Source organism: Vibrio sagamiensis NBRC 104589 (genome assembly GCF_007990935.1).
Lineage (GTDB): Bacteria > Pseudomonadota > Gammaproteobacteria > Enterobacterales > Vibrionaceae > Vibrio > Vibrio sagamiensis.
Map to the genome: position 1 here is coordinate 209748 of NZ_BJXJ01000001.1, position 13719 is coordinate 223466.

The following is a 13719-nucleotide window of genomic DNA, read 5'->3' on the forward strand; positions in this document are numbered from 1 at the left end:
TAAAGTGAATACTCAAGCCGGAATGGACAGGAGTATGAGGCCCCAGAGGGGGAAACTGTTAGCCTGCTATAATATCAGTCAAATGCCTTTGTCAAAAGCTTTCGATTGCAGTTACTGTTATTAAGTTATCTCTCACAATGAACTTAACGTTGAGATCGAACAAATTTACTGCATATTCTTTGTCATCACGCGTCATTTTTTTATAAGCTGGGCGTGGGTCTTGTGCCAGAACTTGTTCAATGACAGCCGTGACATATTCAGCATCTTGGCGTTGTTCAAGCCCCGTTTGTGCCGATAATGAAAAAGTAACTTGTGTCTTTTGTGGTTCTTCTTCCGCGTAGCCTCCCGCAGCCGTTTCAACAGCATCTGAGTAAGGGATATAAGGTTTAATATCGATGATAGGTGTTCCGTCAACTAAATCGACACTCCCAAGATCAAGATAAATCTGATCGCCTTTTTTACTGATGCCTCTTACTTCTACAGCAGACATACCAATGCCATTGGGCCTGAAGGTTGAACGGGAAGCAAAGACCCCGATGCGTTCATTGCCCCCCAACCTTGGAGGGCGCACTGTCGGTTTCCACCCAGCATCTAAATTTTGATCGAACAAAAACAACAGCCATACATGAGAAAACTGTTCCAAACCACGTACGGCCTCTGGACAATTTGCTTTGCCAATGAGTTTGACACGTGAGCGTGCTGCTGTTACCAATCGAGGTTGGCGAGGAACGGCAAACTTTTCTTTATAAGGGCTTTCAACCCATCCTATTGGCTCTACTGCGTACATAGTTTGTTTCTTTTTCACTCTTGCTTTTGTTGAACTTCAAATAATAAATGCTCTTTCAGAGGATTGCTCTAATTTAAGACGACTCTTGTGATTTTCTCTTTTTCTGACGACTCTCACCATGGTTTGTTTTCTTTATTGCATAGGGTCACTTTGTTTTTTGGTTTGTTTATTTTTAATATTGATTATTTAAATGATTATTTTTCCATTCATATCTAGATGTTTTATCTATTAAATTGCAATTTAAAGGTTAAAAAATCGCCTATGATTAATCAATTGTAACATTTGTGGCTTTGATTTAGTGTGCGGCTCAAGTACCCTGCAAAAGTTTGTGACATTTTGTTTACATTATGCAGTGGTAAATACCAAGGAGGGAACAAATGGGATCATCTGCTTCAATTAATAAACAACCTGCTCCGAAGAAGTCGCTATTTACACGCTTTCTTGATGCGGTTGAGTATTTGGGTAACCTTTTACCTCACCCAATCACACTTTTTGCGATTTTCTGTTTAGCGATTATTGTCATGTCTGGCATCGCTGGTTTTTTTGGGGTCTCTGTGGTGGATCCTCGTCCTGAAGGTGCGCCTGGTCGAGCCGCTAATGGCATGATTGAAGTGGTCAGCCTTTTAAATGCGCAAGGCTTAGAACTTATCGTAACCAATCTTGTGAAAAACTTTGTCGGTTTTGCTCCATTAGGGACTGTGTTGGTTGCGATGCTTGGTGTGGCCATTGCTGAATACTCAGGCCTACTGTCGGCTGCGATGCGTGGGTTAGTTATGGGAGCTTCACAGCGCATGGTAACTGTAACGGTAGTTTTTGCTGGTATCATGTCTAATACGGCATCGGAACTGGGCTATGTGGTGCTGATTCCATTAGCTGCCATGCTATTCCATTCCTTGGGGCGTCATCCACTTGCAGGCTTAGCTGCCGCATTTGCTGGTGTGTCTGGTGGTTATTCAGCAAATTTACTGATTGGTACAGTTGACCCATTGCTATCAGGTATCACTCAGACCGCAGCACAAATGATTGACCCAACTTATACTGTTGGTCCAGAAGTAAACTGGTACTTTATGTTTATTTCTACTTTCTTTATTGCGACTACTGGTGCTTTTGTTACTGAGAAGATTGTTGAGCCCAAATTAGGCAAATACAATGAAGAGGATGCGTCTGAAGATCTTTCAAAAGACAAGCTAGGTGGTCTTACTGGTCAAGAAAAAAAGGCCTGAAAGCTGCGGGTCTTGCTGTTTTGGCTGTTTCAGCTTTAATTGCCTGGACCATCGTCCCAGCTGATGGTGTACTGCGTTCGGCTACGGGTACGGTGTCAGGGTCACCATTTCTGAAAAGTATTGTGGCGTTTATCTTTGTGTTCTTTGCTATACCTGGCTTCGTCTACGGTCGTGTCGTGGGCACGATGAAAAATGACCGTGATGTCATCAATGCCATGTCTAAGTCCATGTCATCAATGGGGATGTATATTGTCCTAGTTTTCTTTGCTGCTCAGTTTGTTGCTTTCTTTAAGTGGACCAACTTCGGTCAAGTATTCGCGGTAGCAGGGGCTGACTTCTTACAAACGATTGGTTTGACTGGACCTGCGTTGTTTTTTGCCTTTATATTAATGTGTGGTTTTATTAACTTAATGATCGGTTCTGCCTCTGCACAGTGGGCAGTAACGGCTCCGATTTTTGTGCCAATGTTGATGCTTGTTGGTTATGCACCTGAGACTATTCAAGCGGCTTACCGTATCGGTGACTCTACGACCAACATTATCACTCCGATGATGAGCTATTTTGGTCTGATTCTAGCTGTCGCAACTCGTTATGTGAAAAACTTAGGAATAGGAACACTGATTGCGACAATGCTTCCTTACTCTATCTGTTTCATTATTGGTTGGAGTGTGCTGTTTTATCTTTGGGTGTTTGTCTTTGGTCTACCTGTTGGCCCAGAAGCTGCGACCTATTATCCTGCGAGATAAAACAGACTAGAAATTGGGCGCTTCAGTGACAGCGTTTTAAATAAAGTCTCTATTTAAATAAATCATCTAGCTGTCACCGCAACAACCATTTAAAAAGCCTGCGTTTATAAGCGCAGGCTTTTTATCAATATCGATTTATTAACATCGGATTATCAGCATCAGTTTATAAGTAATTATTAATCCGAGTTAATTAAGGCTAACGTTTGGCTAAAAGACGATCTAAGTGATTGGCGAACTCACGTCGTTCCGTTTGAGATAGGGCTGCAGGGCCGCCAGTTTGAATACCACTCGATCGCATCGTATCCATAAAATCACGAATATTGAGCCGAGCTTTTATGGTGTCTTTGGTGTACAGCTCACCGCGAGAACTTAAAGCCAATGCGCCTTTGGCGATCACTTCATCGGCCAAAGGAATGTCTGAAGTGATGACCAAGTCATTGGCTTCAACTCGTCTTACAATCTCATTGTCGGCAATATCAAAGCCAGCAGGAACCTGAAGAGAATGAATATTTGCGCGCTTGGGAATAGGGATGAGATGATTGGCGACAAAGGTACACTCTACCCCAGTCCGTTCTGCAGCACGGACAATGGTTTCACGGATGACTTTAGGACACGCATCAGCGTCTACCCATAATTTCATGATGCTTTCTCGTTCAGTTGTGCTTCAAGTTTTTCAATTCTGATCATTAAGCTGGCAACAGTAGTCTCAAGTTGGGCCAGTCTATCCTGCTCTGTTGAGTTAGGTTGGGCCACTTCGACTTTTGGCACGCGCTGAGCATTTTTCCAACTTTTTACTGCGGTAATCAATGCTGGCATTGGAATAGTCGTTTTGAGTCGTGCTTTCACTAAAGCAACGGTAGGTTCTTTACCTTGCTGCTGCAATTGTGTCATCACTGTTTCTAGCTCATGGGTGACATCTTGAGTTAGCATATCGAATCCTTATTACTTCTTTATATCCAAGTATCTTGAGGTTGCTTGGGTATGTCTCTTAACTTTGCGTGAGGTGTGAAACATTCAATACCTAATGCCTTGGCGCAGCTTATGCAAAGGGTGCTCGCTTTATTTCAACCTTAAGTATGGCCTACATTCGGTGTGCCGGAAGATGAAAATTAACCGGTCTAAAGCCGATCATGGTCAACTCACCTTGGTAGCAATCATCGCCTAAAGATGAAAATTCAAATTGATATGTGGTATGCCAGCGTAATTTACCTGCGGGTGTTTTTATTTTATGAGCCCCGAAAGCGGTGCTGATCAGTTGCAGATCTAATTGTTCACACTTGCGAGCAATTGCTGCTTTTGCTAGCTCAGATTGACGTCGTTGTTGCCAGAATAGAAAACAGAACAAACATAAGCCAATAATCGCAAATAAATCTTCGATCACATCAAGCTCCTTGCCTTACTTTTTAGTGGCTTGTTGAAGGTTGGCGAGAGCAGTTGCCAACGTTTCTGATGGACTGGTATGAAGTAAAGGCAGCAACACCATACGTAATTCTGGTAGCATGACTAAATCAGCGAACAACTGGTTAAATAAGGCTTGATTACCTGTTTGTGCTAAACGAAGTAGGAACTGTTCAGCGGTATTTGCTTGTGCCAGTAAATGCCAAGTCCTACCTGCGATGCCGACCAGTACTTCCGGGTGACTTAAACGAGGGCTGTCTAAGATGGTGCTAATGACAGGTAATGCCAATTCGCTTGGTGCACCAGCAAGAGCGCGAGTTAAGGCAGAAAGTAAAAAGAGATCGGGCTCTTGACTGTCAATTTCATGCTGGGTTTTTTGTATTACTGGCTCTGCGAGGCGCGCTGGAAGTGTAACATGCTCTAGCGCACCAAGCAGGGCATAAAGAGGTTCATTGGGTAACTGTTTGAACGCTTTGCAGAGCATGGCAGCATTGTGTTCTTGATTAAGGCGAGTGGCAATGTCGGCGATACCTTGCAGCCCAACCGTTTGCCAGTTATTCCACCCCAAACCACCACTAAAGTAATGCTGAGTATGTTCGTAGTACTGGCTGGATGGTAAATTCAGATTAGTGCGGATCTGGCTATGAAAAACCGCCATTTTTTCTTCAGAAGGTTTGAACGTGTATGGGTTATTAGAAAGCTTTTGTTGTTGCTCTTCGGATAGCTCTCCACTCAATCGTGTCCCCATGGCTTCTACGACGTATTTAATGAAATTGCCAATGTCCGCTTGTTTTAATAAACCGCGTTCATCAAGCTCAAACTTTAAAAACCAAATCCAAGGCTGCTTCTTTTCATTCCAATAAGCAATGGCTAAGTGTGCTTTACGTTGCATTGGGAATGGGTAAGGTGATTGTCCTTGTTCAACACGAGAAAATATTTCAGGGTCGATGTTTTTCAGGCGACGACCAAGATCAAAGATTTGGTATTCACACTGGCTGTTGCTGAGTAACTGTGTGAGAGTTTGGATGTTTTCCATTGAATACGACGTCCTAACGTTCTTTTTAAAAGAAATGGTATCATTCTTGGCTAATTCAAGGTTTGAGGTGGAATTAATGGAAACAAACATCCAGTTAGGCCGTTTATTGGACCAACTCGAAAAGCAACTGCATCAGCAACAACTTTGGCAGACCAATGAGCCCGAACAGCAGGCGCTGTTGAGTGTTGAGCCTTTTGCTATTGATACCCTGCATCCACATGAGTGGTTACAGTGGATTTTTATCGCAAAAATGCGAAGCTTGGTCGAGGAAAAACAACCTTTGCCTAAAGGCTTTTTGTTAGAGCCCTATTTTTCAGAAGCGTGGAAGCAGGAAACTCATTACGCTGAGTTACTGATGACGATTCGTGCTATTGATCAACTATGTAAGTGATTTTAATTTAATGTTAGAAACAGAAACGAGCCCAGCCCCAGTAGAGTTAGATATTGTTTATCAAGATGCTTATTTGGTTGCCGTCAATAAACCTGCGGGGATGTTAGTTCATCGCAGTTGGTTAGATAAACATGAAACCCAGTTTGTGATGCAAACGTTGCGTGACCAAATTGGTCAACATGTCTTTCCGTTACATCGTTTAGATCGCCCAACTTCTGGTGTCTTGGTGTTTGCTTTATCGAGTGAAGTTGCTGCTAAGGTGATGCCTATGTTTGCGGAACATGAGATGCAAAAAACCTATCACGCAATAGTTCGCGGCTGGATAGAACAAGAAGGGGTGCTGGATTACGCACTCAAAGTTGAGCTGGATAAAATTGCTGATAAATTCGCGACTCAAGAGAAAGAAGCCCAACAAGCAATAACGGCCTATAAGCCACTCGCCAAAGTAGAAGTGCCTTATTCTACGGGTAAGTTCCCAACCACACGTTATTGTTTGATGGAAATGCAACCTCAAACAGGTCGTAAGCATCAATTACGTCGACATATGGCACATCTTCGTCATCCTATTGTTGGTGATACCACACACGGGGATGGAAAGCACAATAAGCTCTATCGTGAGAAGTTTGATTCACGTCGTTTATTGTTACACGCTTCGGAACTTAGTTTTGTTCATCCGCTGACAGGCAAAGAAGTGATCATCCGAGCGCCAATCGATGATACTTGGCAACAGTTGTTTACCCGTTTTGGTTGGGACACGACGTTACTGAGTACTAAGACGGAATGTTCTTAGTGGTGAAACCGATCAAGGGGCGAAACATTCCGCCCCTTCGATTAGATTAGAGTTTGTGGCCCCTTGTTAGGGTATTCGCAGCTTCTCTATGATCTTTGTTCTTAATTCCTCTTGTTGTTCTTCACTCAGTCTTCCTCCGGCCTCACTCGTAAGAATGAATAAATCCTCTGCTCTTTCACCGATGGTGGTGATTTTTGCTGCATGTAGATTAACCCCCAAGCTGGCAAAAGTATGCGCAATATTCGCTAAGAGTCCTGGAGTATCGAGTGCGACGAGCTCCATAAGTGTGCGCTTTTTACTTTTCGTTGGGAGGAAATCAACCGATGTTTTGACTTTAAAATGTTGTAACTTATGTGGAGTCCGGCGTGGTTTGAGTTGAGTCTGGTGTTTCTCATCAAGGACTTGAACTAAATGCTTCCTAATGGCTTTGTGGCGATTTTGTACGAGAGCTTTGCCGTGTTGGTCAAGGATCATGAAGGTATCTAGGGCATAACCATCTTTGCTGGTCATGATCTGGGCATCATGAACATTAAGATTACGTCGATCCAGTTCACCTACGACTTTTGCAAATAGAGCGGGTTGATCTTTACAGTAAACAAAGACTTCCGTACCTCCTCTTGTTGCCTTTTTGCTGATCAAGATCAGAGGCTGGGTCAGGTCGCTCATCTTGAGGATATTGGCTGCATGCCAAGCGATCTGCTTATGGGTATGTCGCAAGAAATAGTCGGCTTTAAAGCGTTGCCACAAGACCTCTACTTCACGAGAAGTAAACCCCTGTTTACGAAGGAGCGCAGAGGCCATTTGTTGGTTGTGGCGAATGCGATCACGCACGTCGACTGGGTTCTCTAAACCACGCCGCAGGGCTCGTTGAGTCGAATAAAAGAGCTCAGCAAGCAGCGTGCGTTTCCAACTGTTCCACAATTCAGGGTTTGTCGCACAGATGTCAGCGACGGTCAAACAGACGAGAAACTCGAGAGATTCCTCATCACGTACTTTTTTAGCAAACTCAGTAATGACGTCAGGATCATAAATATCACGCCGCTGAGCGGTGACTGACATGAGTAGGTGGTGTCTGACCAGCCAACTAACCAACTTTGCTTCTGGTTTAGATAGACCATGCTCAATACAAAATTCGTAGGCTTCTTCTGCACCAATAATAGAGTGATCACCACCTCGTCCTTTGCCTATGTCATGGAAAATTGCGGCGATGATCAACAGTTCTTTTTTTTGAATCCGAGGATAAACGTCACAGCATATAGGGTGCTTATCATGATTGTCTGGGTTGCTGAATGTATTGATGTGTTTCAGTAAACGGACACTATGCTCATCAACGGTATAAACATGGAATAGGTCGAATTGCATTTGACCTACAATTTGGCTCCATTGCGGTAGGTAGGCGGCGAGTACACCCAGTTTATGCATCAACCCAAATGCTTTATGCAGCGCATTTGGGTGGCGGCACAGTGCCATGAATTTGTCACGCGCTTGTGGAATGGTGTGCAGAAATTTATTGAGTCGTCGGCGCACCGTTCGAAGTTGCCGAAGTGTTGCTGGACTAACTCCTTCAATACTTGAATCGTTAGCGATGTGTAGAAACATATCTAAGATACTTTCTGGGCGAGCTTGAAATAAAGCAGGCTTCCGAGCTTCAATTAAATTGCCCTTGCGTTGAAAATCTTGGCTGATGATTTTCGCCTCTGGAGTGGCACCACCGTTAATAATGGCTTGATCAAATAACTTGAGCAGCATTTTGTTCAGTTCGGCAACTCGGCGAAGTGTGCGATAGAACTCTTTCATCATCATCTCGACACCTCGGTTTCCTTCACCAGTATAGCCAAGGTGCTCAGCCACTTGGGCTTGATGAGCAAACGTCAAGCGATTATCACTGCGGCGTAGCTCAATATGAAGAGCAAAGCGTACCCGCCATAGAAAATCCTGACACTCGACCAGCTCACGGTATTCGGCATCTGTTAAGAATCCATGCCGGCTCATTTCTAGCAAAGAGGTGGCACCAAAATGACGTCGAGCTACCCAACTTAAAGTGTGAATATCTCTCAAACCACCTGGTGTCGATTTAATATCTGGCTCAAGATTGTAAGTCGTATCGTGATAACGGGAGTGGCGTTCACGCTGCTCTTGTATTTTGGCGCTATAGAAGGTTTCGCTGGGCCAGAACGATTCAGATAAAACGATGTTTTGTAAAGATTGATAGGTGCTTTCACAACCACATAATAAACGTGCTTCTTGTAAATTAGTAGCAACCGTTAAGTCAGAACGGCCGATTTCTGCACATTGTTCAACGGTTCGAACAGCATGGCCCACTTCGAGTCTTAAATCCCAAAGTAGGGTAATGAATCCACTAATTTTAGCTTCGATAGCATTAGGCAACGTCTGGTTGCACAGAATGAGGATATCAATATCGGAAAGGGGGTGTAGTTCACGCCTTCCGTAGCCACCTACTGCGACCAGTGAAATGTGTGGTAGTTCGTAAAAACCAAAGTGTTTCCAGAGGCGATCGAGTAGCAAATCCATATACTCTGCACGTGATAATACCAAATTGCTAACAGGGAGGTAATTTAAAAAATCTTGTTTTTGGGACAGATGGAACTCTTCGAGTGCTTGCTTTAAGTTATCAACGTTGAGCTGTTCATCGGTAAATGTAGTAGGTGGCTGAAAGGTCATTTTGGCGATCCATGCGACGAGTTAGTCTAACCAATCTAACAAATTTTATACGCATAAAAAATATCCCCGCATGGGCGAGGATAGAAAAAGAATTCGATGATTAAACGTTTTTCATCAGACGTGGAATACTCTCATCACTTCGGAGTGTGAGTACTTCACACCCATCTTTAGTGACAACAATAGTATGCTCCCATTGTGCTGAGTTTTTGCCATCACCAGTGTAAACTGTCCAGTCATCTTCCGCGTCGATCGAACAACCGAATTTACCCGCATTGATCATCGGTTCTATGGTGAAACACATCCCTTCTTTTAATACGCGACGATCTTTATTCTTGTAGTGGACGACTTGTGGTTCTTCGTGGAACTCATCACCGATACCATGACCGCAGAAGTCTTTCACAATTGAGAATTTATTACGTGGATTGTTCTTGTTATTTTCTTTGATGTATTTTTCGATCGCAGTACCAATGTCGCCTACTGTTGCTCCAGGTTTTACTTGGCGCATTCCAAGGTATAGTGATTCTTGAGCAACCATACAAAGGCGCTTGTTAGCAGGAGATACATCACCCACTAAGAACATCTTTGAAGTATCGCCATGGTAGCCTTGTGGGCGAACGGTTAAATCCGCATTTTCATCGTTCGGGACAATTACAGTGATATCTACGTTGATGATATCACCATCTTTAAGAACTGCGGGTTTCATTTGACCATTGGCACCGATTTCATCTTGTGCTGCAGGAATACCGTGACAAACAATATGATTGATTGACGTACAGATTGATTTAGGGAATCCATGGTAATCAAGCGGTGCAGAGTAAGCGCCATTTTTTAGAGCATAATCGTGACAGATTTGGTTAAGCTCATCTGTTGTAACCCCAGCTTTAATGTGTGGTTCGATCATTTCTAGTACGGATGCGGCTAACTTGCCCGCAATACGCATGCGTTCGATTTCTTCAGCAGTTTTAATCTTGATTGACATTGGCTTTCTCTATTTATTCGTAGTCTCGCAAATGTGCGAATGTTTTTATTCTATCAGACATCCAGCCCTTAACCCAGCCAGTTAAGGTGATGAATTGTATTTAAAGAGCTCTCATTTATGAGATTTTAATCAGAGTATGGTGCTTTGTGACGTCTTTAGAGGGAGCATGATAGAGAATTTTTACTAGCCAATCTAGGCTGAATTATGTTATAAAGCGCGCCGGAGTAGAGGACTGTTCTCTTTACTTTTGTTAAAAATGTAACGAAGCAAGCTTATCTCCGATAAACTTTTATCTTTAAATCACACACATTCCGTCACATGTTCCGGGGTGCTGAGCAGAAGCTTAGTCGGAGGTATGGGGAATGTGGAGGCCTAACCCCATAGAGGATTTTAAAATGGCAACTGTATCAATGCGCGATATGCTAAAAGCTGGTGTTCACTTCGGTCACCAAACTCGTTACTGGAACCCAAAAATGAAGCCATTCATCTTTGGTGCTCGTAACCGCGTTCATATCATTAACCTAGAAAAAACAGTACCAATGTTCAACGACGCTCTAGCTGAACTAGCTAAAGTTGGCGAGAAGAAAGGTAAAGTTCTTTTTGTAGGTACTAAGCGCGCTGCATCTGAAGCTGTTAAAGAAGCTGCAATTGCAAGCAACCAATACTACGTAAACAACCGTTGGTTGGGTGGTATGCTAACGAACTACAAAACAGTTCGTCAATCTATCAAGCGTCTAAAAGATTTCGAAGCACAAGCACAAGACGGTACTTTCGAAAAACTAACTAAGAAAGAAGCTCTAATGCGTACTCGTGAAATGGAGAAGCTAGAGAAGTCTCTTGGTGGTATCAAAGATATGGGTGGTCTTCCTGACGCTCTATTCGTAATCGACGCTGATCACGAGCACATTGCAATTAAAGAAGCTAACAACCTTGGTATCCCAGTATACGCAGTGGTAGATACTAACTCTAACCCAGACGGCGTAGACTACATCATCCCAGGTAACGATGATGCAATCCGTGCAGTTCAACTATACCTAAATGCTGCTGCATCAGCAGTAACTGAAGGTCGCAACAAAGACGTTGCAGCAGTTGCTGAAAAAGACGGTTTCGTAGAAGCTGAATAATCACGGCTCTGTGTCACACTTAGTTTATGTGAATGATTGTTTTAGCATAGACTGAGTTATAGTTAGCAATGGGGCCGACAATGTAGGCCCCTGTTTTTTACCTTATTCGAATCAAACGAGGAATAGAGAATGGCTGTTACTGCTGCTCTAGTTAAAGAACTTCGCGAGCGCACTGGCGCTGGCATGATGGAATGTAAGAAAGCGCTTGTAGAAGCAAACGCTGACATCGAACTAGCAATTGAAAACATGCGTAAATCCGGCGCAGCGAAAGCAGCTAAGAAAGCTGGTAACGTTGCAGCTGAAGGCGCAATCATCATTAAAGAAGAAAATGGCGTAGCTGTTCTTCTTGAAGTTAACTGCCAAACTGACTTCGTTGCTAAAGACGGTAACTTCACTGCATTTGCAGAAAAAGTAGCACTTGATGCTCTAGCGACTAAAGCTACTGCTGAGGAACTTGTTGCTAAGTTTGAAGAAGAACGTGTGGCTCTAGTTGCAAAAATCGGCGAAAACATCAACATTCGTCGCGTTGCATACGTAAACGGTTCTGCAATGGCTTCTTACCGTCACGGTGAGAAAATTGGTGTTGTAGTTGCTGGTGAAGGCGACGCTGAAACACTTAAGCACGTTGCTATGCACGTTGCTGCTTCTAAGCCTGAGTTCGTTAATCCAGAAGACGTTCCAGCTGACGTAGTAGCAAAAGAAAAAGAAGTTCAAGTTGAAATCGCTATGAACGAAGGTAAGCCACAAGAGATCGCTGAGAAGATGGTTATCGGCCGCATGAAGAAATTCACTGGCGAAATCTCTTTGACTGGTCAAGCTTTCATTATGGAGCCTAAGAAATCTGTTGGCGAAATGCTAAAAGAGAAAGGTGCTTCTGTTGAGACTTTCGTTCGCCTAGAAGTAGGTGAAGGTATCGAGAAAGCTGCTGAAATGAGCTTCGCTGAAGAAGTTGCACTTGCTCAGAAAGGTTAATCCCTAGCAATTGCCTGAATACTAGACCGTAGCCATGGCTGCGGTCTTTTTACGAAAAGAGCGACGAAAACGAGCTGTGATCAATGATCATAAAATACTGTGCTCATTTATGACTGTTAATTAACAACTCTCTTTGGAAGGTAAACTCCATGACTACGAACCCTAAACCTGCGTATCAACGTATTTTATTAAAACTGAGCGGTGAAGCTCTTCAAGGTGAAGATGGTTTTGGTATTGATCCAGCAGTTCTTGACCGTATGGCCCAAGAAGTAAAAGAGCTGGTAGAACTGGGTGTTCAAGTTGGTGTAGTGATCGGTGGTGGTAATTTATTTCGTGGTGCAGGCCTAGCTGAAGCAGGCATGAACCGTGTTGTAGGTGACCATATGGGTATGCTAGCAACTGTAATGAATGGTCTAGCAATGCGTGATGCACTTCACCGTGCGTATGTCAATGCTCGAGTAATGTCTGCTATTCCTTTAAAAGGTGTGTGTGACGATTACAACTGGGCTGATGCTATTCGTGAACTTCGCCAAGGACGTGTAGTGATCTTCTCTGCAGGTACAGGTAACCCATTTTTTACAACAGATTCAGCAGCATGCTTACGTGGTATTGAAATTGAAGCTGATGTGGTTCTAAAAGCAACAAAAGTTGATGGTGTATTTACCTCTGACCCAGTAGTAAACCCAGATGCAGAACTGTATGATAAGCTTTCTTATGCAGAAGTTCTGGATAAAGAATTGAAAGTAATGGATTTGGCAGCGTTCACTCTTGCTCGTGATCATAAAATGCCAATCCGTGTATTCAATATGAACAAACCAGGTGCGCTACGCCGTGTGGTAATGGGTGAGGCGGAAGGAACGCTGATCAACGCTGACGTATAATTCAAGATGTCACCTAGAGCAACACATTAGGTGGCGCTTCGCTTGACTTAACCCTTTTAAGCTTTCTTTAAGAAAGATGACATTTTTAAGGTGAAACTGTGATTAACGAAATCAAACAAGACGCGCAAGAGCGCATGGATAAAAGCGTTGAAGCGCTAAAAAATAACCTTTCTAAAGTTCGTACTGGTCGTGCTCACCCAAGTTTACTATCTGGTATTTCAGTAGAATATTACGGTGCAGCAACGCCTTTAAACCAAGTTGCTAACGTAGTTGCAGAAGACGCACGTACTCTAGCAATCACAGTTTTCGACAAAGAACTAACTCAAAAAGTTGAAAAAGCGATCATGATGTCTGACTTGGGTTTAAACCCAATGTCTGCTGGTACTATCATCCGCGTCCCACTTCCACCACTAACAGAAGAACGCCGTAAAGATCTCGTTAAGATCGTTCGTGGAGAAGCAGAAGGTGGTCGTGTGGCTGTACGTAACATCCGCCGTGATGCTAACAACGATCTCAAAGGTCTTTTGAAAGACAAAGAAATCTCTGAAGATGAAGATCGTAAAGCGCAAGATGAGATCCAAAAACTGACAGACATTTCAGTTAAAAAGATTGATGAAGTTCTTGCTGCAAAAGAAAAAGAGTTGATGGAAGTTTAATACTTCACCAACATCACTGTTGTAAAACGCTGTACTTACAGTGCAGCGTTTTTT

General features: G+C 43.3%; 13 protein-coding genes and 1 pseudogene. 7 read left to right on the forward strand and 7 right to left on the reverse strand.

From position 1 onward, the window contains the following. Positions 1–91: 91 nt before the first annotated feature. Positions 92–787, reverse strand: a complete 696-nt coding sequence (gene tsaA / locus VSA01S_RS00850; RefSeq protein WP_039979547.1) for a tRNA (N6-threonylcarbamoyladenosine(37)-N6)-methyltransferase TrmO — start codon at positions 785–787, stop codon at positions 92–94. A 377-nt stretch (positions 788–1164) separates the two neighbouring features. Between tsaA and VSA01S_RS00855 the strand changes: the two are divergent. Beyond that, a pseudogene (locus VSA01S_RS00855) lies at positions 1165–2756 on the forward strand (AbgT family transporter). A 196-nt stretch (positions 2757–2952) separates the two neighbouring features. Here the strand turns inward: VSA01S_RS00855 and VSA01S_RS00860 are convergent. From VSA01S_RS00860 to VSA01S_RS00875, 4 genes are all read right to left on the reverse strand, one after another. Next, positions 2953–3396, reverse strand: coding sequence for a YaiI/YqxD family protein (locus VSA01S_RS00860; protein ID WP_039979548.1), 444 nt, complete (start codon positions 3394–3396; stop codon positions 2953–2955). Further along, the gene (locus VSA01S_RS00865; RefSeq protein WP_039979549.1) at positions 3393–3686 is read right to left on the reverse strand and encodes a hypothetical protein; all 294 of its coding nucleotides are present in this window, start codon (positions 3684–3686) and stop codon (positions 3393–3395) included. The genes VSA01S_RS00860 and VSA01S_RS00865 overlap by 4 nt, the downstream gene beginning before the upstream one ends. A gap of 151 nt (positions 3687–3837) precedes the next feature. Next, positions 3838–4137: a DUF3301 domain-containing protein gene (locus VSA01S_RS00870; RefSeq protein WP_039979550.1), complete on the reverse strand. Its 300-nt coding sequence runs from the start codon at positions 4135–4137 to the stop codon at positions 3838–3840. A 15-nt stretch (positions 4138–4152) separates the two neighbouring features. Beyond that, positions 4153–5190, reverse strand: coding sequence for a DUF3549 family protein (locus tag VSA01S_RS00875; protein ID WP_039979551.1), 1038 nt, complete (start codon positions 5188–5190; stop codon positions 4153–4155). A gap of 76 nt (positions 5191–5266) precedes the next feature. Here VSA01S_RS00875 and VSA01S_RS00880 point away from each other — a divergent pair, with 76 nt between their 5' ends. Both VSA01S_RS00880 and truC read left to right on the forward strand, forming a co-directional pair. Continuing rightward, positions 5267–5581 (forward strand): YqcC family protein, encoded by a 315-nt coding sequence (locus tag VSA01S_RS00880; RefSeq protein ID WP_021708249.1) that lies wholly within the window; start codon positions 5267–5269, stop codon positions 5579–5581. Positions 5582–5591: 10 nt separating this feature from the next. Beyond that, on the forward strand, positions 5592–6371 hold the full coding sequence (gene truC / locus VSA01S_RS00885) for a tRNA pseudouridine(65) synthase TruC (protein WP_039979617.1): 780 nt from the start codon (positions 5592–5594) through the stop codon (positions 6369–6371). A gap of 66 nt (positions 6372–6437) precedes the next feature. Here truC and glnD read toward each other — a convergent pair whose 3' ends face one another. After that, positions 6438–9053, reverse strand: coding sequence for a bifunctional uridylyltransferase/uridylyl-removing protein GlnD (gene glnD / locus VSA01S_RS00890; protein WP_039979552.1), 2616 nt, complete (start codon positions 9051–9053; stop codon positions 6438–6440). Between the two features lie 100 nt (positions 9054–9153). Further along, positions 9154–10032 (reverse strand): type I methionyl aminopeptidase, encoded by an 879-nt coding sequence (gene map, locus VSA01S_RS00895; protein WP_039979553.1) that lies wholly within the window; start codon positions 10030–10032, stop codon positions 9154–9156. A gap of 395 nt (positions 10033–10427) precedes the next feature. On the opposite strand from map, the gene rpsB reads away from it, so the two are divergent. From rpsB to frr, 4 genes are all read left to right on the forward strand, one after another. Beyond that, positions 10428–11156: a 30S ribosomal protein S2 gene (gene rpsB, locus VSA01S_RS00900; RefSeq protein ID WP_039979554.1), complete on the forward strand. Its 729-nt coding sequence runs from the start codon at positions 10428–10430 to the stop codon at positions 11154–11156. Positions 11157–11285: 129 nt separating this feature from the next. Further along, a complete protein-coding gene (gene tsf, locus VSA01S_RS00905) occupies positions 11286–12128 on the forward strand; it encodes a translation elongation factor Ts (RefSeq protein ID WP_039979556.1) in 843 nt (280 codons plus the stop codon). A 149-nt stretch (positions 12129–12277) separates the two neighbouring features. Next, positions 12278–13009, forward strand: a complete 732-nt coding sequence (pyrH, locus tag VSA01S_RS00910) for a UMP kinase (protein ID WP_039979557.1) — start codon at positions 12278–12280, stop codon at positions 13007–13009. 98 nt (positions 13010–13107) lie between these two features. Beyond that, positions 13108–13665: a ribosome recycling factor gene (gene frr, locus VSA01S_RS00915; protein WP_039979558.1), complete on the forward strand. Its 558-nt coding sequence runs from the start codon at positions 13108–13110 to the stop codon at positions 13663–13665. The last annotated feature ends 54 nt before the right edge of the window (positions 13666–13719 follow it).

Excerpts from the sequence above, each read along its gene's own strand:
- truC (WP_039979617.1), top strand. The coding sequence starts at position 5,592 with ATGTTAGAAACAGAAACGAGCCCAGCCCCAGTAGAGTTAGATATTGTT.
- VSA01S_RS00875 (WP_039979551.1), bottom strand. The coding sequence starts at position 5,190 with ATGGAAAACATCCAAACTCTCACACAGTTACTCAGCAACAGCCAGTGT.
- VSA01S_RS00880 (WP_021708249.1), top strand. The coding sequence starts at position 5,267 with ATGGAAACAAACATCCAGTTAGGCCGTTTATTGGACCAACTCGAAAAG.
- pyrH (WP_039979557.1), top strand. The coding sequence starts at position 12,278 with ATGACTACGAACCCTAAACCTGCGTATCAACGTATTTTATTAAAACTG.
- VSA01S_RS00865 (WP_039979549.1), bottom strand. The coding sequence starts at position 3,686 with ATGCTAACTCAAGATGTCACCCATGAGCTAGAAACAGTGATGACACAA.
- glnD (WP_039979552.1), bottom strand. The coding sequence starts at position 9,053 with ATGACCTTTCAGCCACCTACTACATTTACCGATGAACAGCTCAACGTT.
- tsaA (WP_039979547.1), bottom strand. The coding sequence starts at position 787 with ATGTACGCAGTAGAGCCAATAGGATGGGTTGAAAGCCCTTATAAAGAA.
- tsf (WP_039979556.1), top strand. The coding sequence starts at position 11,286 with ATGGCTGTTACTGCTGCTCTAGTTAAAGAACTTCGCGAGCGCACTGGC.
- map (WP_039979553.1), bottom strand. The coding sequence starts at position 10,032 with ATGTCAATCAAGATTAAAACTGCTGAAGAAATCGAACGCATGCGTATT.
- rpsB (WP_039979554.1), top strand. The coding sequence starts at position 10,428 with ATGGCAACTGTATCAATGCGCGATATGCTAAAAGCTGGTGTTCACTTC.
- VSA01S_RS00860 (WP_039979548.1), bottom strand. The coding sequence starts at position 3,396 with ATGAAATTATGGGTAGACGCTGATGCGTGTCCTAAAGTCATCCGTGAA.